Below are 19,209 nucleotides of genomic sequence, written 5' to 3'. Positions count from 1 at the left end.
CGTCCACAATAATGTTCGATATAATCGTCTAGGTGTGATTTTTCCAAAGGAGTGACTACAGAAAGTATGTTTAAATCAAACAAGTATGTCTTCTTCGACCTGTTCGAACAGCAGATTGCCACGGTCCACAAAGGAACTCATCTCTTCTACGAGATGATAGGCAACTATCAAGATCTAGAAGCGAAAGTAAAGGCAATCAAAGCTGTTGAAAAAGAAGGGGATGAAATCGTTCGCCGCATCATGAACGAGCTGAACTCCACTTTTATCACTCCGCTTGAGCGCGAAGATATCCATCAATTGGCACACACAATGGACTCGATGATTGATTATATCGATGGTGTGGCAGATCGTATGTATCTCTATCAGGTTCGTCAACCAGACCCACGCGTTCTTGCCCAAGCTAATATTCTCGTAAAATGCTCTGCAAAACTGATTGAACTGATTCGCACGCTTCGCAAGCTGGACCATCAGGTGGTAAGTAAAATCGCACGGGAAATCAAAGACCTGGAGCATGAGTCTGACTCCAACTACCGCAAAATGGTTTCCGATCTTCTGAATGCCCCTGATGCCAATCCGATTGAAGCGATCAAGCTGAAAGAGATCTATGACAAGCTGGAAGACTGTGCGGACTTTGCAGAGGATGTATCCAACCTGGTAGAAGGGATCGTGTTAAAGAATGCCTGATCTTTCGCCAGAGGTGATTATTCTCGTTCTCGTCGTCATCATGGCGCTAAGCTTTGACTTTATTAATGGCTTTCATGACACAGCCAACGCGATTGCTACTTCCGTATCCACAAGAGCCTTGAGTCCACGGACTGCCATCATTATTGCCTCTATTTTCAACCTGGTGGGTGCGCTTACCTATACTGGGGTCGCGAAAACGATTGGTGGTAAGATTACAGACCCATTCAAGCTCGAAAACGGATTGGTCGTCGTGCTTGCAGCACTTACCGCCGCCATTCTGTGGAATTTGATCACGTGGTGGTTCGGAATTCCGAGTTCTTCCTCTCATGCAATTATCGGCGGAGTCGCCGGTGCTGCGGTAGGTGCTGCAGGATTCGGTTCCATCAACATGGAAGGCTTCCTGGATATCGTCAAAGCGCTGATCATTTCTCCGATCGTCGCTTTTGTCATCGGTTTCATTGTCATCAAGATCGTATCCAGACTGGTAGCGAATACTGCCTACCATAAAACGAATCGTTCTTTCCGCTTTTTGCAGGTGCTTTCGGCTTCCTGGCAGTCTTTCAGCCATGGCGCGAACGACGCTCAGAAAACGATGGGGGTTATCACGCTCGCGCTGCTTTCCGGAGGATTTTTGCATCAAGCGCCAGGGGAGTTCATCATTCCGCTGTGGGTAAAGCTGTCTGCAGCGCTGGCGATGGCGCTCGGAACTTCTGTTGGTGGGTGGCGGATCATTAAGACGATGGGCGGCAAGATTATGAAAATCAAGCCAATCAGCGGTTTCTCAGCTGACCTGTCTTCTGCCTTGATTATCACCATTTTTACCATGCTCAAGCTTCCTGTAAGTACCACACATGTGATTACCTCCTCGATCCTCGGGGTAGGTGCCTCCCAGAAACTGAACGCAGTGAAGTGGGGATTGGCAGGACGAATCCTGGTAACATGGGTGATCACGCTGCCTGTTACTGCATTGCTCGCAGCAGCCTGTTATGTCGTTTTTGACGTCTTTCTGTAAATAAAGACTAGATACATAAAAAAGACACCTGACATCGGACAAGCCGAAAATAGGGTGTCTTTTTTTCGATCTGCTGCTACGTACACACCTGCCACCACACGTACAAGCTTAGGCGGAGCCGGTCAACCGCGCCCAGAGCCCTGGCTTTGGACGGATTTGCACGAGTCGTATCGATGAAAAAGGGATGTAGTCCAGCGAACCATCACTTTCTTCCAGTAGGATGCCAGACGGATTGTAGTCGTACAGCTTTCCGTCTACGTAGGGAGAAAGTCCGGCGCCTATCATTCCCGGAGCAAAGTGGATGCGAACCGCGCGATCCAGATAATCTTCCAGCATCTCATCATCCATTGCACATCCTCCTGTGTTCGTTTCTTTCCTCTCTCTTAGTTTATCCAGCATTATGAGTATTCAGACAAACCCCTATGAAAAAAGCCCCTACCACAGAGGATAGGGACTCTCCATTCATTATTCTGCCGTGTTGTGCGATTCCCGGGATTGCTTGCCTTTGCGTGCAAACACGAGGAAGAGTATCAAGCCGATGGCAATCAGACTCAGGCTGACAAGCTGAGCGACACGCAGTGTGTCAGCAATGAGCAAACTGTCCGTACGCATGCCTTCAATAAAGAAACGCCCGATCGAATACAGAATCATGTAGCTGAACAGAATCTGCCCGTCGAATTTTTTGAAACGGTACAGCATGAGCAAAAGGATACCGAAGACGACCAAATTCCACAACGATTCGTATAAGAATGTCGGGTGATAGTACTGTCCTCCGATATACATCTGATCACGGATAAACGCGGGGAACTTCGCCATAAACTCGGCTGTGGCAGGACCGCCATGCGCTTCCTGGTTAATAAAGTTTCCCCACCGCCCAATTGCTTGACCTAAAATCACACTGGGCATCATCACATCAGCGAGCTTGAGGAAAGGAAGGTTGTGTTTACGGATATACCAGCTGCCGGCCAAAACTCCGCCGATCAGACCTCCGTGAATGGCGAGACCACCTTTCCAGACGGCGATGATGTCCATCAGGTTGCCCTTATATTGATCCCATTCAAAGATTACATAGTAGAGGCGGGCACAGATAATCGCTGCCGGGATGATCCATACGACCATATTCAAAACGTGATCGGGATCGATTCCTGAACGTTTTGAATTGCGCCGAGCGAGGTAAGTGCCTAGAAAAAAAGCAAGTCCCATAATGATGCCGTACCAGTGAATCTTTAAGGGCCCGATGGCAATTGCTATCGGATCAATCATGAATGTTCCTCCTTGCCTCTAAATGTCTCTGCACAGTATAGCATAAACCGAAGCAAGGATTCAAAAATTCACCATCACCTCGACTGCAAAAAGGAGAGGATCGAATCAAGGCTTGCTCGTTGGGAAGGAGACGACACGGCAGCAAACAAGTCGCCCTTGGTTTGAAGCCGCTGCGGGACGTTGTGGACGGTAAAATCAGTTGGGTGAATATGGGCAACTTCCTCCCACAAAAGAGGCGTCGAGACAGTTGCACCTGCTCTTGCTCGTGTTGAATACGGAGCCGGGAGAGTTTTGCCTCGCCAATGCTGCAAGTAATCGATGTATAGCTTGCTCCCTCGATTTTTCACCAATCTCTCTACGGTAACCAAATTTGGATGCTTGCTGACCAAATAAGAGGCAAGAAACTGTCCTACCTCCCGCGTTTGCTCAAACGAATACCGAAGCTCGATCGGAACATAGATTTGCAGGCCGCTCGCACCAGAGGTTTTCGGCGTAGAGGGGAGGTGCAGTTCATCGAGCAGCTCCTTTAACAGCAGGGCGGACTCGATGACGACCGAAAAATCCTCTGTGGAAGGATCCAGATCAAAGACCAGCTCGGTCGGGATTTCATCCTGCGCTTGATGGAAGGAGACATGCCACTCGAGTGCTGCTTGGTTCGCCATCCAAATCAAGGTAGCTTGATTGTTGCAAAGGACATATCGCGTATTTTCCCACAGACTGGTGGAGATCCAATCAGGAGAGTAGTCAGGGGCGTTTTTTTGATAAAAGTGCTTGTCGCCGATTCCATGCGGATAGCGGATGACAGTCAGCAGACGATCTTTGGCATAGGCGAGAAGAGGCTGTGAAACTTGCAGCAAATAACGAATGTAGTCCAGCTTGGTCACATTGGCGTCTGGCCACAACGATTTGTAAGGGTTGGTGATCATCATGGAGTGACCATCCAGTGTCAGCTCGTATTCTTTGGCAGCAACCGCCATTTGGATCCCTTCTTCCCAGTTACGTTGCCCCTACTTTCTCCAGTTGATCGAGCAATATTCGAGGAAATACCTGCCTCCATACATACAAACTAGCAAAGGTAACCATAATACGGTTATCTTGGCATTGGTTGGTGAAAGTGATGAAGTTTCCCCGTAAAGAAAAAGACCGGATACAAGAACTCATTGACACGATCGATGCCTGCAGTTTGACCGAGCTGGAAGGCATTCCGCTTTTTCCTGAATTAGAAGATAACGTAACCTTTCTCAAGCATTTGTTCTCGGATTGCTCTGATTTCGTCATCCGGGAATTTAAACAAAAAAACAGCGTGCACGCCATTGCCATATTCGTGGATGGTTTGATTGATACAAAGGAAGTAAACCAGGCATTGAAAGCTTTAATGATCCTCGAGGATGGCGATGACAGTATAGAAGTCATCGAGGAAGACCTGCTCCCTGTCTCACAAATCGCCAAGGTGGACGATTACAAGAAGCTGCTGCAGGCAGTTCTTAGCGGCGACACAGGGATATTGGTGGATGGAAACACGGAGGCGCTTACGCTAGGGATTCGGGGTGCTGAAAAACGGTCCGTAAACGAACCGGAAGGCGAAGCTGTCATTCGTGGACCGCGGGAAGGCTTCATCGAAAACATTCGTACCAATACATCGATGCTGAGGCGAAAACTCAAAACGCCACGGCTGAAAATGAAGTCCATTGTCGTTGGCCGAGAATCCAATACGAATGTCGTTGTAGCTTTTTTAGAAGGGATCACGGATCCGCAGCTTGTGGAAGAGGTCTCCTCGCGTATTGCGAAGATTGACATCGATGCTGTCTTGGAAAGTGGATATATTGAAGAATTGATTCAGGACAGTATGTACTCGCCATTTCCGCAGGTCAAATACTCCGAGCGGCCGGACACGGTTGCCGGGGCCTTGCTGGAAGGGCGAGTGGCTATTTTCGTAGACGGAACCCCGATGGTACTGCTGGCACCTGCGACGTTCTGGATGATGATGCAGGCGAACGAAGACTACTACGAGCGGTTTCAAATGTCGACGCTGGTTCGCTGGCTGAGGTACCTATTCGTGTTCATCTCGCTGCTCACGCCAGGAGTTTACGTAGCGATTACTACCTTTCATCAGCAAATGATACCGACAACCTTGCTGCTCAGCATTGCGGCAGCTCGGGAATCCATTCCCTTTCCAGCGATCGTGGAAGCGCTGCTGATGGAGATTGCCTTTGAAGCGCTTCGCGAAGCAGGTATTCGCTTGCCGAAGACCGTGGGCCAGGCAGTAAGCATTTTAGGCGCTCTTGTTGTGGGCCAAGCAGCCGTACAGGCGGGTATTGTTTCCGCCCCGATGGTCATTGTTGTTTCCATCACAGGGATCGCTTCTTTTACGATCCCTCATTTTAATGCAGCAATCGCCTTGCGCATGTTACGCTTTCCGATCATGATCGCTGCTTCCATCCTCGGTATATACGGTATTTTGGTGGTGTTGCTCATTATCATCGGGCATATGGCGAACCTGCGATCGTTTGGAATACCGTATCTATCTCCTCTTGCTCCGTTGTCTGTCGGTGATCTAAAAGACGTTCTGATACGATCTCCGTGGGCCGAACTCCAAAAACGGCCGAGCTTTATGGGAATCCAAAACGCACGCAGGATGGATGCTGGCTTTGCTGGTGGAATCGAGAGAGACAAAGGACAAGAGGGGGTTCAAGGAAACAAGCATTCAAACGAGGAGGGGAGCTCGTGAAACGTATGGCGCTCGTTTTCACAGTGGTACTCTCCATGCTGACTGTTGTCGGTTGCTGGGATCGTCGGGAAGTGAACGACATTGCGCTCGTTATCGCTATGGCGATCGATAAAGAACCGAACGGCTTGTATCGGTTGTCGGTTCAGGTTCCTTTGGTCAGTAGTCTGGGAGGAGCTTCAGGTGGCGGGGGTGGCACTAGCGGAGACAAATCCTATTACGTAGACTCGGCGGTAGGAGAGACGATCCGTGTCGCCAACAACAAGATCCAGGCGAGAATGTCGAGGCATTTGTACTACGCACACCATCGGGTTGTGATCATCGGAGAGCAATTGGCGAAAGAGGGCTTCAGCGAGCCTTTGGACATCATCTCCCGTTTTCCCGAAAACCGTTTGACTGCCTACATCGTGATGACAAAGGGAAAGGCGATTAGCCTGCTGGAGGCCCAGCCGCAGTTCGAACGTTTCTCTGGTGAAGCCATTCGCGAAATGGTAAAGGCCATCACCATTCCCGTGACAATCAAAGATATCTCGCAAATGCTGAATACGCCAGGAGTCGATGCCTTTTTGCCGATCTTTGAGGCTATCGATTCTCAGCCAAAAGGTAAAAGCAAAGAGATCGGAGCTACAGGAATCGGTATTTTCAGAGGGGATAAGCTCGTTGGGAAATACACCTCTCAAGAGGTTGGCGGCTTGCATTGGTTTCAGCGTACCTTTGATTCCTTTTCCACCCTGCTGGATTTGGGAAGAGGACAGCGTTTCAGTGTCAGCTTCCAAAAAGGGAAGGCAAATATTGAGCCCGCCATCAAAAATGGCAGAATCCATTATAACATCAGGGTCTATACAACAGTTGGCGTCGTGGAAAACATGAGTACCTATGACTTGTCAGAGCGAAAAGTGAACCTGATGATCGAGAAAAAGCTGGAAAAAGATATTACGGAAAGCATCCAAAAGATCATCAATAAAACGAAGGAGACACGCTCCGATACGATCGGATTGGGAATTATCCTGGCGAGGAACTACCCGATTGAATGGAAAAGAAAGTACCGGGATCATTGGAATGATGAGCTGCCGCATATCACCAGCTCAATCGAAAGTCATGTACAGGTCTCCAATGTAGGACAGACCACCACCAATATCACGAAGGAAGATCCGTAATGAACCGACTCTTTCTGTTGTTTTTTTGCACTGTCTTTATCGTCAAGCTGATCAGTTTTCTGTGGACTCGCAAACGAATGCCCGGAAAACAACAAGCGGTTCTGTTTACGCTGTACGGGCTAACCATTTTTCTATTTGTCATCTTGCAGTTTCAACAAACGCAGCTGCTTCCTGTTGGACATTTGTTGAACATCCTGTCTCCGCACATCAAGATGTGGGTGGATCAACTGCTGTAGAGGAGGGACCCCAATGATTCATAAACAAGTGATAAATCATAGGCAAACAGCATGGCTGGTCGGGAATGTACTTCTGACTGGCATGCTGATTTCTTTTTTTCACTCACTGGCCGGAGTGGCGAAGATGGATGCGTGGTTTTCGCAAGTCGTCCCTGTTGGCTATGCGATACTGGTTGCCTTTGTCCTCGCTGAGATGACCCGGGCATATCCAGGGAAAAACATGTTCGAAATTGTGTTTATCATTTTTGGCAAGTGGTTTGGCGGAATCGTAAATATCGTGATCCTGCTTTATATTTGGCTGATCATCTGCCTCGATATAAAGGGAGCAAGCAAATTTTTTCACGCAACCCTGCTGCCGCAGACTCCGATCGAAATAACGCTGATCGTTCTTGTTTTGCTGATTATGTACTATGGCAAAACGAGCTTGGAGATTGCGGCGCGGGTCAATGAGATGTATTTCCCTGTCTTCTTTCTTTTATCGATGTGCATGTATGTGCTGCTGGGAAATGAGTACAGCTTAGAACGGCTCGAACCGATCCTCAGCACTAGTATGAATCGACTGCTTGTCAGCAATATACTACCGGTCGGCATTTACGGCGATATCTTTTTGTTTGGGGCCTTTTTGCATGCATCGATACATCCGCGCTTGTTTTTCTCTGCCATGAAGCATGGCATACTCATTGTGGGCTTCACGGCCACGATGCTGTTGCTGATTTTGCTCGGTGTGATGGGGCACTCGATTGCAAGCCGTCTGAATTTCCCCATGTTTATCCTCGTCCAACAAATCCATGTGACCGACTTTTTAGACCGTGTCGAAATCGTGATGTTCAGTCTGTGGTTTCCGGCCTTTGCCATTAAGGTCGTCGTGGCGTATTTGGCCTTTCTAGTCGGAATTGGTTCCTTTGGGGGACAAGCGCACTATCCCATCTATAACTTTCCAGCGGGCTGGATGATTGCGGTCACATCCATCCTAATTTTTCAAAGAATACCTGATCTCGATATGTTCCTGAGCTACAGCTTGCCTTTGGTCGTTTTGATCCTGCAGCTTCCCCTGATCACGATCTTTTACATAAAGTCACGGATGAATCGGAAAATGGAGGAGCAGGTGAGCATACCAGAGGGAACGAAGCTGTACCGCTTCTTTCGCTACAGTGTTTGGGTAGGAGCGATCGCCATGCTAGGCTGCGTCCTAACGATTTTAGCGGGGCAATTTTTCCTCGATAAGTCCGAGCTGGGGGGGATCGTCACGGGAATTAGCTTCACCGTGCTGTTTTTTATCGCACTGCTGGCCAGCTACGCGGAGATGCAGGCGCTGAATCACGGCAAACAAAAGACAGCGAGAAAAAAAGCTTCGGGAGCCTTCAGACAGTAAATTCTTAACGAGATGGTGGAGATACAGTCTGTCCCCTCGTGTTTTAAATCCATGGAGGAGGTCTGATCAGACTTCCTCTTTTTGCTAATAAAGCGCCGTGGGAAAAGCACGCTGTAGTCCTTCTGGGCATAGGCTCATTAAGGAGAGACTCTGACCTTGCTCCGAAAGGATTCGTGTACATGGATTACGTAAATAAATTGAATTTGTTTAACAGGAAAGACGCTATCTTGCTCGCAGGCATGTGCTATCAAGCGTATCCGTTGTTTTATGAAGGAAAGCTAACCTTGCCACAAGGTTATAAACTGAGATCGATCATTCGCGCGCTTGCAGACGTGGAAAATCCTACGGAAGTCGTGATCGGGTTTGTAGCGGAGTCAAAAGATCAAATCGTAGTTGCCTTTCGGGGGTACGCTGCGTATCCTGCTGATCTTTTAGCAGCGTATGACATCCTCCAAATTCCCTTTCCGTTTGTTCAAGATGCGGGCAAAACATCTCGCGGGTTTACATGCCTTTACCGTTCCACAAGGGATGAGCTGATCAGAAAAATAAATCATTTCTCAGGAGCGAAAAGGCTGCTTATTGCGGGACACAATTATGGGGGAGCGATAGCGGTGATGGCTGCCTTGGATATTGCCGTGAACACAAAGTTCGATCAGCCATTTGTGTATACGTATGGAAGTCCGCGTATCGGAGACCCTGCATTTGCGCGCCGATTCAATCAAACGATTGAAAATAGCTTTCGGATTGTCAATATCCACGATCCGTATTCGACTTTCCCTGATCCCAAATATCCGCCACCTTTCACAGCGGAGGGGATTGTTTATCAGCATGTGAGCACCAAATTTCCGATTGCTTTTCAATTAGAGAATACACCTCGAAATGATGCGATTGCTTGTTATTTCAAAAGTCTTCGCCAACTGAATCCGATGTTCACCCAATCATTATGCACGCAAAACCCAGGCTTTTGTCCTGATACGGAAATGTGTATGCCATTTGAAGGAGTATGTAAGCCTGAGAAGACATAGATCGTTGGGAGGAGAAGTCGAGTTGGATGGCACGAGAAAGAGTAAAATGACGTACGTGGAAGAGTCGATTTTTCTTGCAGCGATGATCCATCAGGCGTACCAGCTTTTTGAAAGGGAAACCATTGTAATGCCAAAGGGGTTCAGCCTTCGCTATATCGTGAAAGCCTTGGCGGGCGTAGAGGAACCGAAATCGGAGATATTTGGTTTCATCGCAGAATCAAAAGAGCATATCGTTGTAACCTTTCGGGGAACGCGCACATTTAACGACAACGAGTCTGACCAGGATTTATATCAAGTCCCTTATCCGTTCGCCAAGAAGGCGGGAAAAACGCATCGGGGGTTTACTTGTATCTATCAGTCGGCCAGAAATGAATTCATCAGAGAAGTAAGCAAGCTCTCAAAATTAAAGCGGCTTTTCGTTGCGGGACACAGTCTTGGAGGAGGTATCGCCGTCCTTGCAGGGCTGGATATAGCGGTCAACACCAAGTTTAAAAATCCATTTGTCTATACGTATGGCAGCCCGCGCGTGGCCGACCCTGTTTTTGCGACTCGCTTCAACCAAACGGTGAAGAATAGTTTTCGAATTGCCAATGTTCATGATATTATCCCAACCTTACCGGCAAAAGCTTATCCACCCCCGTTTACAAAGAGTGGATTATTTTACCGGCATGTCAATTCTAAATACCTTTTGTCATTCCAGCTGAACAGTTTAGCTGTCCGCAATCACGAGATCGTCTGCTACTTCAAATTTCTCAGTGAGGGGAACTCTGCTTATGCGAGCACTTTATGTGAGCAGAATCCAGGCTTTTGTCCGGATACGGCAGGATGTGTTCCCTATACAGGCATATGCAGCGAGGTACCATAGAGCTTGGTTTTGCCGAATCATCCATTTTGAGAAAACGTGCAATCAAGCAATGATGCATTCACAATCGCTTGAATCGTAGGGTGCCGCATGGTGAGCCCAGTGGTCCACTCCATAAACTGAACTTTCATGACGAGCTTTGGCTTGATCCATATCGCATCCTTTCCCCGTTCTGGTTGATTATGAAATGGCCTATTGGTAGTTACGAGTGGTTTTATGGTTTCCGTCAAAGCTCGCCAATCTTGGTTCGTTAATTTTCCCCCTCCCGCATGGCCGATATAGATGAAGTTTCCCGATTCATCATAGAGCCCGAGGAGTACAGCATTTACGATGCAATCCCGAAGTGTTACGCCGCCTACGACTGCCAGAAGATCATGGAAGATCTTCAGATTGTTGAGAAAGCCTTGCTTTTAAGCAGGGCTTTCTTGCTTCTAGTTGGTTCAGTGGAAAAAAGTTACTTTGTTCTTGAGAAAAAAGGATTGCCCTCCATTTTACCCCTGCTTCGCAAGGTGGAGGGCAATCTTTTTCATGTTCTGTACCGCTGCGGTCATCAGTGCCTGTTCACTGACGTTGTGCAACCCTCGCAAACGGCAATAGCGAAACCCGTGGAGCTGTTTGGCATCCGCGAAGCTTCGCTCAATCGTTTCTCTTCTTCTTTTGTAGAGCTTTTTCCCTGATTTACTTAGTCGGTTTGTACGCACCCAATCCTTGCTGTCTTCCCAGACATGTCTAGTGACCACTTTGCGGTGGTTCTTCGATCGGGTGCATTTCGAGAGGAAAGGGCAGGTTTTACAAACCTCCGGGTTTGATTTGTAATGACGGTACCCTTTGCGGTCCGTAGTGCTGTATGGCAGTTCATGATTCTGAGGGCACAAATAACTATTCGTTTCGGAGTTGTATGTAAACTGCCACTTGTGAAATAAGCCTTGAGTCGGATGGTACCTACGGTGTGCAATAACGGCAAAAATGTTTTTCTCTTTTAACTTGTTGCAAATCGGGTTTGTTAAATAGCCAGAATCTAAAGCAACAGCTTCTACTTTAAAGCCAAACCGCTCGGTTTGGCGTTCTAGGCGATCAAGATAAGGGATCGAATCATGTACGTTTCCTGGTGTAACATAGACATCCGTTATGAGATTGTATTTTGCATCCACTGTGCGATGATCCAGATAAAAAAATCCTTCGGGCTTACCCTCTCTCACCATATAACCGCTATCTGGATCTGTTGTGCTCACTTTTACTTCTTTTTGTTCAACCACTTCTTTCTCAGGTTTTAGAGCTTTTTTCCGTTGTTCTTCCGATCGATTTCCACAGCAGCATTCAGTTCATCCATATAGCTTTTGGTGTTTTGTAATACCTGCTCTTTCGTGTATTTATTCTTGTTTGCGTTGGCTTTTACATGCGTAGAGTCAGAAATAAGCATCCGCCCTCCCACCATTCTGTGACCAATGGCTTGAAGAACGATTTCATCAAAAATGTCTTGAAAGATAGTGGAATCTTTAAAGCGAACACGACGGTTTAAACTGATGGTACTGTGATCAGGCACCCGGTCCGTCAAACCCAATCCAAGAAACCAACGATAGGCCACATTGGTTTGGATTTCTTGCTCAAGACGCCTTTCCGAGCGAATGCCGTAAAAGTATCCCAAAAAGATCATTTTAAATAAAACCAATGGATCAATGGCAGGGCGCCCATTATCCTCGCAATAATAGGGCCGAACTTTTTCAAGGATAAATGAAAAGTCGATGTATTTATCTATTTTACGGAGCATGTGGTCTTGGGGGACGAGTTGCTCAATCGAAACAAATTCGTATGCGGTTTGTTTATCTTTATTTGAACGTAACATTACGATCACCTACAGTTATAGTATACTTATATTATAACACATTAACGCGGAGTCGTATTGAAATTTTTAGGTATTAAGAAAGGCTGCCGACTTTATCGACAGCCTGAGGAGCACATGATTGTGCTCCTATTCATATTTTGTGGCATGGTAGACAAGACTATGTAATAAAAAGGAATGTTGAATGTGGAACCGATAGTACCGTTCGAGCCAATTAGTACAGAACATATTCCGGAAGGCGTGACCTGGGCTGGGCAGGTCAAATGGGATGGGGTTCGCGTATTGACTTATTATGATGGTCACGAAGTACGGCTATTTAATCGGAAGTTTAACGAGCGAACTTTTCATTATCCTGAGCTAATAGACATCTCAGCATATTGTGCAGCAGATTCCGTCATCTTGGATGGAGAGATTATTGCCCTAAAAGATGGAAAGCCCTCTTTTTATGAGGTAATGAAAAGGGACGGAATTAAAAAGCAAAGTAATGTAGATGTGGTTAGAAAGAACGTTCCTATTACATATATGATTTTTGACATTCTGTTTTTGAATGACCAATGGGTAACTTCCTCCCCCCTTTCCGAGAGACAGAAGATGTTACGTGAGGTAATAAAGCCGACGGACTATGTTCAATTGGTGGACAACTTTGATGCAAAAGCTTTGTACGAAGTTATCAAAATTCAAGAGATGGAAGGAGTTATTATTAAGGACCTTACTAGCACTTACTTAATAAACGGTAAAGATTCTAGATGGCAAAAGAAAAAATTTTATAGAGACTTAATAGCTGTAGTTGGTGGTGTGACCCTTAGAGACAACATTGTGAATTCACTCCTCCTAGGCCTTTACGATCATGATGGTCAATTCAGGTATATTGGACATGCAGGGACAGGAAGGCTATCCCAAAACGACTGGAGGAACCTTACAAAATTGATTAGACCACTCGTACAAAAAAATATGCCATTTGTTAATAAACCACCAAGGACCACAAATACGACTTGGCTTCAACCAAAAATCACTGTTAAGATTAAATTTGCAGAGTGGGTAGATGGACATTCGCTAAGACAACCGAGTATACAGGGATTTGTTGATGTTCCTGCTCATCGATGCGTCATTGAAGCCAATTAGTAAATGAGTTCTTCACTGGTCGTTTCCTAAATTTTTTCGGAGCTTAACGCTTAAGGTATGGCAGGGATATCGCCCAACATTTTATAAGTCATGCCTCTGCTTTCTGTTTATGGCGTGGGCTTTTACATTACTCGCCCCTGTAAGGAGCATCTAAAAAGGATGAAGCCAGAGGTTTACCTGATTCCATCAATCATGATGACCAGTCATTTCGGCTGGTTTTTCTAATTACACATTTTCTTTTGCTATCCCGCGAAGCCATGCCTTTCCTCCTATTTAAGGTACCTCTCCAGAAGCCTATGCCCAACGGTTATCGACAACTACTCCAGCCTAAAATGTAATAATTAGGCCAATAAGATTGCCCGATATTTACACCACGATGGCTCGACAGAATATATTGTCTAAGAATAATTTCTTAGTTAATAGGGGGTTTGATACTCCGATGTACAATCATTGCTGGAGACATCCGCCACGTGGTTGTCAGGACATTTTCCCACCAAGATGCACATGTCCCCCCGGGCCGCCTGGGCCGCCTGGACCACAAGGCCTTCCAGGTCCCGCTGGACCACCTGGGCCAGGTTGTATAGACCCTCCACCAACAGCGACCCGGATTGTCAATGTAAATAAAGGTGGTAATGATCTTACAGGCGATGGTACTGAATGCAACCCATTCTTGACCGTTACACGAGCAATGGCATTTATCGTGGATTCTTCGCCAGCTAAACGTTATGCAATCTATATTGGCCCTGGTACGTACTCTGAACCACTGATTCATCTGAAAGCCAACGTTCAATTAGTAGGAACAAGTACATTATTAACCAGACTAGATATACCATTCGATATCGATGATCCATCATGGAATGGCAACCTAAACGTGGACAATCGTTCAGGTTTTGTAGATTTAGCTTTATTGACTGGGCCACTTGATTTTGACTTCACAAAAAATACCACCACCCCCTCCACGGGTAGATTATTTTTTGTAAGCGTAAATATTACTCCAACACCAGTCTTCACTGGAAATAGTACTTTTCTTAGTCAAATTAATATTCGTGATTCTCAATTATTTGGGGGTTATACGCAAAACGGTGCTAATGTAACCATGTTCGCTTCCTATGTGGGAGGAATACCACTTCCTTTACCACAACCAGTCATAACAATAAATTCCATCGCTCCATACGATACTCAAGTTCATCTGATCGGCGGTGGGACAGATGGCGATGTAGTCGTGAACGTGAATGCTGGTGACGTTCCGATCGATCCTTTCGACCTCTTAAGCTTTGCAATAAAAGGAAATTTAACTGTTAACGGTGTAAATAGCGTGATCACGAGAATACGGGCTACAGTTGATTCTATACCTGTGCGTAGCAGAGTGACTTTAGGAGGAAATACTAGTATAGAAAAGTTGAATGATGCAGCTGGCTTAGGATATACCCCTTCGGTTCCAGCCAACTGGTCATTGGGGCCCGTCCCGACAACAGTACAAGAAGCATTAGATAGAATTGCTGCTAAAATAGCCCCAGTTTAGAGGAAAGTTAAAAAAACAACGTATCTGCTCCATACACATTCGAATATTGCATCGTGCAGCTTAACCTATTACGAAATGGAGACAGTTTTCAGGGGAGAATTCTCTTTTGAACAAAATTGGTAATACATTATCGTAGATGAGTAAATAATTTAAGATACCTTGAGAACCCAGGCTGTCCCAAAAGTCATTTTTTGATTTGATCCCCACTTAGAACAGATATTCTTCGAGAAAAAGGACCTCAGCCTCCACGTTGTAGTGGAATTTGAGGTCCTTCCGTTTGGGAGTTGGGACGTTCTTATGTAAATCCTCGGATGTTTTTTTATTGATACTATGTAGAAATATATACAAAGTAAAAACGCATATTTTTAGCTTGTTATTAAATAATGCTCTTGATAAAGGCTCTGCGACCCAGTTGTCCCCAGTCGGAAGGGATTCGGTAAGGATTGGTTCAAAAGGAGTGATGGGTTCAATTTTCATGAGACCTCCGCATTTTGAGCTTGAAAGAAATCAAGCCGTGTTATTCATGCCTTCATTATCTCACCGGTGCAGAACGCATAAACCTGTGACACAAGCATACCCGGGTGCTAGCTCGTACATTTGCAGCATACCTTAGGGAGAGACGGCTTATCCGCAAGAAGGGGGAGCAAAGATGGTTGGGCATCTGCACCGTCTGTTTGTCATCCTTGCACTGATTACGGCCCTGTTGTTCAATTTGACAGGGTTGATTTCCTATAACCTTTTTCCGAAAACCGCTCAAGTACCGGTGCTTCAGCTCGTGGCATCGAAGCTATCTGGCGATGTGCTTCTAGAAGGTATGGGGACCGTGATTCCGTATTTGACACATACCGTACAAGCCAGCAGCAAGCAGCCAAAGCCGCCGCTTACCGACCGTTTGATTCAGTCCGTGACGGGTTTGATGCCGGGGGACCCTCTGAGCCTCTTTGGCAAAGAGCTGCCCGGAATACTCGCCTATGAACAGGAAGCACAAAAAAAGGAATGGGACGACCACGACCTCGCACTGAGAATGGAATCAGCGGCTCCTCTGCAAAGCGTCGCAGCTTCTGTCCCCCCAGCTGTACCGAAGCAGCCTGAGAATACGGCACCGACGGATCACAAAGAGCAAGCAGCATCGACGAAAGAAACCAAGGAACAGGTAAGGGAGGTCCTCGTATATAACACGCACAACCGTGAGTCATGGCTGAACGTGACGAGTCCACTTCCAGACACTCTTTCAGTAGACCATAAGACGAAAAACATTTCATTAGTAAGCAAGCGTTTGGCCGAGCTTCTGAATGATCGCGGAATCAAAGCAGAGTTTCTGAACAGAGACATTTATCAGGAGCTGCTTGACCAAAACAAAAGCTACCCGTACTCGTACGCGCAATCTTTGAAGGCCATTACGGCTGCAGCAGAAAAGAACCGGAAGCTGCATTACTTCTTCGACCTTCATCGCGACGACTCTCCACGGGAAAGAACTACGGCAACGATCAAAGGAAAAACCTATGCGCGGATGATGATTGTGATCGGAAAAGGAAATCCGAACTACAAGGAAAATCTCAAGATAGCCACTGAGCTGACAGAGCTGCTAAACAAGAAATATCCTGGCATCACACGAGGGGTAGACGACAAAGGGGAAAATGAAGGAAACGGAGAGTACAACCAGCATGTATCTTCTGGCAGCTTGTTGATCGAAGTGGGCGGTACGGGAAATACATTGGAAGAATGCTATCAGACGGTAGAGGCTTTTGCAGACATATTTGCTGAATATTTCTGGCAGGCAGAGCGTGCCTAATCGAAAGAATATCCTGTGAGGATGCGAGAATCATGAAAAAGGGATGTTAGCATATGGGGAAATACGTAGAGGCATACAACTGGTTACTGATTACGATTTCATCCACACTGCTTTCGTTTGTATGGCTGAGCCTTGCTTGGACGCTATCCTTTTTTATCTCAGGGATGGTAATGACGACGATGGCGCTGGTCAAAGCGTCTCTAAAAGAGTGAGGAAATGGCTTGAAAAGATTGGAATTTTACGAAACTTTTTAATTGATTAAGTATTAATTCTCGGGTTATACTAACAGTAATCCTTGGGCTATATCTGGCTGAATCACTCCCGTCTTTGTGGTACGTCCACCACACCTTTTGACGTCGGATCCGATTCTCTGATATAGCCCTCCTTAGTGCCCGGTTGGCTGTATTCACAGATTTTTATTTGATCAGTAAAGAGAATGATGTTTATAATTACTATAGAAATTATTTTATGGACATGCTTGCGATCATGTTCAGGGAAAGAAGGAATTGTCTTGCCGTTTCTTCGATTTAAAGGGTTTGAAAAGGAGTGGCTGCAAGGGGTTTCTCCTGAGATTGTCGAGGAGTTTGCCCGCATTGCAGAAATCGCGAAGGAAAAAGTAAAAATCGAGTTGCTTCAGGTGGAGCAAATTACGAACAGTCCGCTTTCGGTAGAAATTCTTATGTTTGAGCGGGAACAGAAAAAACATGATGCGATCGCCAGAATGATCCATGACGTTCTCAGGCCACATGGCTTTGAGAATACCCATATCTTTTTTATGCTGTTGTCTCCTTCTCTCTATTATAAAGAAGGCATGCCGCTGCAGACAAAATCTATTCGGTAGGAAAAAGAGGCGAAGAGTCCGCTTTGGGTTCTCGCCTTTTTTATTGGAAGATAATGTCGAAAAATATTTAATTATAGGTACTAAAGACCTAATATAATGGCGTTTTTTAGAAAAAATTGTCGAAATAAGTCTGTACACGTAGGTGTTTTCTCCTATACAATATTTGCAAATAGATAAGGGATCTTGGCAGCAGCAGGCTTGTATGGATTTGTCAGTAGTACAACACATGCAACAGCAAGTAGTATGGGGAAGGTAAGTTCGGAAATGATCGGATAACGGTTTCGAAGAGGGGAAAAAAATGATAGAACGAACCGGGAAAATCAGGAGAAAGCTCTTGCTCTGGGTCGTATGGACGATGTGTTTGTCGGTGATCCCGGCAGGCTGTACGTCAGATGCACAAACGATTGGGTATAACGCTCCAAAAGCCAGAGTTGCACAAAAGGCGATTCGGTTCACTGGTGAAGAGAGTAAAGCCATCCCTTATGTGTATACAACCCAGAGAGAACTCTCGCTGACTTTCAATGGCATGGCGGACAGTGCAACGATGAAGCAGCTTCTGGATGAATTGGAAAAGTATCACCTGAAGGCGACCTTCTTTTTGCCAGGGATGAGAGTGGCGGAAGAACCCGAGCTGGCGAGAGAGATCGCTTCACGTGGCCATGAAATCGAAAACAACACGTTAAATCAGCTGGATCTGACCAAGCTTCCCTATGAGGAGATCGATTCTGAAATCAAGCTTGGCAAAGAGGTTATTCAAAAAAAGCTGGGAATCACAACACGTTATGTCCGTTCCAAATCGGGAGAGTTTACGGATGATATCCGATTGGCAGCCTCGGAAAACGGGCAGAGTGCCGTGATCTCATACAGTCTTTTTCTCCACAACTGGCAATCCGAATCGGAGTCGCAAAAAAGTCATTACCTACGCAAGTACATCAATCGCGGTGGGATTATTGCGATGGATACGGAAGAAAATAAGCAGCTTCTGGGAAATATTGCTCTCCTCGCTCGATTGGCGGAAGATGTCGGGTACCAGTTCGTTCCGTTGCAGAAGCTGATGGAGAATGGAGACGAGCGTAAACCACTGCAAGAGATTGCTGGCTTTGATGCAGCGAAAGTAAACACGGACTATCGCCACGCCACATATAGGGTATTTACCAAGCAAGAGACGAATAAAAAGCAAGTGGCGCTGTCCTTTGACGATTGGGGAACCGATAAGACGATAACAAAAATCCTGGACATTCTGGACAAGTATCATGTGCAGGCGACTTTTTTCCTGCGGGCGGACGGAGTAGAGAAAAACCCCAATTTGGCTAGGGCCATCGCGGAAGCCGGACATGATGTAGCGAATCACAGCTATTCGCATCCGGTCGTTACACAAGTTTCCCCTGAGCAGCTGCAGCAAGAGATCGTCAAAGCTCATCAAATTATTACGGAAGCTATTCAAGAGAAGCCCACGATGTATTTTCGTCCCCCAACCGGGGTGTTTGATGCAAATACACTGCAGGTGATCGGTGCTACGGGATATCATACCGTGACCGATTTTGACGTTGATCCTTCCGATTATTTGAAGACCACGACGCCAGATGAGATCGTCCAAGCGATTTTGGAGCAAACGCAAAACGGAAGTGTCATATTGCTGCATTTGTTAGATGACATTCACACGATCGAAGCTCTGCCCATCGTGATCGATAAGCTGAGAAGCAGAGGCTACACCTTCGTGAAAATGAGCGAAATGTTTGGTCCATAATCGAACAGG

Annotated in this window: 19 protein-coding genes; 14 read left to right on the top strand and 5 right to left on the bottom strand. The window is 46.3% G+C overall.

Going from position 1 to position 19,209, the window contains the following annotated elements:
- Positions 1-66 precede the first annotated feature (66 nt).
- Both ACLIN2_RS18430 and ACLIN2_RS18425 read left to right on the top strand, forming a co-directional pair.
- Positions 67-684 carry a DUF47 domain-containing protein gene (locus ACLIN2_RS18430; protein ID WP_092266584.1) on the top strand — a complete coding sequence of 206 codons (618 nt, stop codon included), beginning with the start codon at positions 67-69 and terminating at the stop codon, positions 682-684.
- The gene (locus ACLIN2_RS18425) at positions 677-1,696 is read left to right on the top strand and encodes an inorganic phosphate transporter (RefSeq protein WP_092266585.1); all 1,020 of its coding nucleotides are present in this window, start codon (positions 677-679) and stop codon (positions 1,694-1,696) included. Before ACLIN2_RS18430 ends, ACLIN2_RS18425 begins: the two co-directional genes overlap by 8 nt.
- A gap of 108 nt (positions 1,697-1,804) precedes the next feature.
- Here ACLIN2_RS18425 and ACLIN2_RS18420 read toward each other — a convergent pair whose 3' ends face one another.
- From ACLIN2_RS18420 to ligD, 3 genes are all read right to left on the bottom strand, one after another.
- Positions 1,805-2,044: a hypothetical protein gene (locus ACLIN2_RS18420; RefSeq protein ID WP_122922208.1), complete on the bottom strand. Its 240-nt coding sequence runs from the start codon at positions 2,042-2,044 to the stop codon at positions 1,805-1,807.
- 117 nt (positions 2,045-2,161) lie between these two features.
- The gene (gene lgt, locus ACLIN2_RS18415) at positions 2,162-2,959 is read right to left on the bottom strand and encodes a prolipoprotein diacylglyceryl transferase (protein WP_122959490.1); all 798 of its coding nucleotides are present in this window, start codon (positions 2,957-2,959) and stop codon (positions 2,162-2,164) included.
- 74 nt (positions 2,960-3,033) lie between these two features.
- Positions 3,034-3,936 (bottom strand): non-homologous end-joining DNA ligase, encoded by a 903-nt coding sequence (gene ligD, locus ACLIN2_RS18410; RefSeq protein WP_411501775.1) that lies wholly within the window; start codon positions 3,934-3,936, stop codon positions 3,034-3,036.
- A 140-nt stretch (positions 3,937-4,076) separates the two neighbouring features.
- Here ligD and ACLIN2_RS18405 point away from each other — a divergent pair, with 140 nt between their 5' ends.
- The 6 genes from ACLIN2_RS18405 (at position 4,077) to ACLIN2_RS18380 (ending at position 10,339) form a co-directional block, all read left to right on the top strand.
- The gene (locus ACLIN2_RS18405) at positions 4,077-5,687 is read left to right on the top strand and encodes a spore germination protein (protein ID WP_411501774.1); all 1,611 of its coding nucleotides are present in this window, start codon (positions 4,077-4,079) and stop codon (positions 5,685-5,687) included.
- A gap of 5 nt (positions 5,688-5,692) precedes the next feature.
- Entirely contained in the window at positions 5,693-6,841 is a 1,149-nt protein-coding gene (locus tag ACLIN2_RS18400) for a Ger(x)C family spore germination protein (RefSeq protein ID WP_411504562.1), read from the top strand.
- Positions 6,841-7,077 carry a hypothetical protein gene (locus tag ACLIN2_RS18395; RefSeq protein ID WP_310239387.1) on the top strand — a complete coding sequence of 79 codons (237 nt, stop codon included), beginning with the start codon at positions 6,841-6,843 and terminating at the stop codon, positions 7,075-7,077. Before ACLIN2_RS18400 ends, ACLIN2_RS18395 begins: the two co-directional genes overlap by 1 nt.
- 13 nt (positions 7,078-7,090) lie before the next feature.
- On the top strand, positions 7,091-8,449 hold the full coding sequence (locus ACLIN2_RS18390; RefSeq protein WP_310239385.1) for a GerAB/ArcD/ProY family transporter: 1,359 nt from the start codon (positions 7,091-7,093) through the stop codon (positions 8,447-8,449).
- 179 nt (positions 8,450-8,628) lie between these two features.
- On the top strand, positions 8,629-9,474 hold the full coding sequence (locus ACLIN2_RS18385; protein ID WP_411501773.1) for a lipase family protein: 846 nt from the start codon (positions 8,629-8,631) through the stop codon (positions 9,472-9,474).
- Positions 9,475-9,556: 82 nt separating this feature from the next.
- On the top strand, positions 9,557-10,339 hold the full coding sequence (locus tag ACLIN2_RS18380) for a lipase family protein (protein ID WP_411504561.1): 783 nt from the start codon (positions 9,557-9,559) through the stop codon (positions 10,337-10,339).
- 17 nt (positions 10,340-10,356) lie between these two features.
- Here ACLIN2_RS18380 and ACLIN2_RS18375 read toward each other — a convergent pair whose 3' ends face one another.
- Together ACLIN2_RS18375 and ACLIN2_RS18370 are read right to left on the bottom strand one after the other, a co-directional pair.
- Entirely contained in the window at positions 10,357-10,668 is a 312-nt protein-coding gene (locus ACLIN2_RS18375) for a hypothetical protein (RefSeq protein ID WP_411504560.1), read from the bottom strand.
- Between the two features lie 159 nt (positions 10,669-10,827).
- Positions 10,828-12,179 (bottom strand): IS1182 family transposase gene (locus ACLIN2_RS18370; protein WP_411504510.1). Its coding sequence is split into 2 segments (ribosomal slippage): positions 10,828-11,612 and positions 11,612-12,179, totalling 1,353 coding nucleotides; the frame shifts between segments, so codons are not numbered across the junction.
- Positions 12,180-12,353: 174 nt separating this feature from the next.
- Here ACLIN2_RS18370 and ACLIN2_RS18365 point away from each other — a divergent pair.
- From ACLIN2_RS18365 to ACLIN2_RS18340, 6 genes are all read left to right on the top strand, one after another.
- The gene (locus ACLIN2_RS18365) at positions 12,354-13,298 is read left to right on the top strand and encodes a DNA ligase (protein WP_411501772.1); all 945 of its coding nucleotides are present in this window, start codon (positions 12,354-12,356) and stop codon (positions 13,296-13,298) included.
- 670 nt (positions 13,299-13,968) lie between these two features.
- Positions 13,969-14,820: an exosporium leader peptide gene (locus ACLIN2_RS18360; protein WP_411501771.1), complete on the top strand. Its 852-nt coding sequence runs from the start codon at positions 13,969-13,971 to the stop codon at positions 14,818-14,820.
- Positions 14,821-15,469: 649 nt separating this feature from the next.
- The gene (spoIIP, locus tag ACLIN2_RS18355) at positions 15,470-16,612 is read left to right on the top strand and encodes a stage II sporulation protein P (protein ID WP_411501770.1); all 1,143 of its coding nucleotides are present in this window, start codon (positions 15,470-15,472) and stop codon (positions 16,610-16,612) included.
- A gap of 53 nt (positions 16,613-16,665) precedes the next feature.
- Positions 16,666-16,824 carry a hypothetical protein gene (locus tag ACLIN2_RS18350; RefSeq protein WP_170184280.1) on the top strand — a complete coding sequence of 53 codons (159 nt, stop codon included), beginning with the start codon at positions 16,666-16,668 and terminating at the stop codon, positions 16,822-16,824.
- Positions 16,825-17,123: 299 nt separating this feature from the next.
- Positions 17,124-17,453 carry a DUF1904 family protein gene (locus ACLIN2_RS18345; RefSeq protein WP_092266595.1) on the top strand — a complete coding sequence of 110 codons (330 nt, stop codon included), beginning with the start codon at positions 17,124-17,126 and terminating at the stop codon, positions 17,451-17,453.
- Between the two features lie 298 nt (positions 17,454-17,751).
- Positions 17,752-19,200, top strand: a complete 1,449-nt coding sequence (locus ACLIN2_RS18340; RefSeq protein ID WP_411501769.1) for a polysaccharide deacetylase family protein — start codon at positions 17,752-17,754, stop codon at positions 19,198-19,200.
- Positions 19,201-19,209: the final 9 nt, after the last annotated feature.

The sequence above is a fragment of the Brevibacillus centrosporus genome, assembly GCF_046622605.1.
Classification (GTDB): domain Bacteria; phylum Bacillota; class Bacilli; order Brevibacillales; family Brevibacillaceae; genus Brevibacillus; species Brevibacillus centrosporus.
Note: the sequence above shows the minus strand (reverse complement) of the source record. Positions and strands in the feature narration are given on the sequence as shown.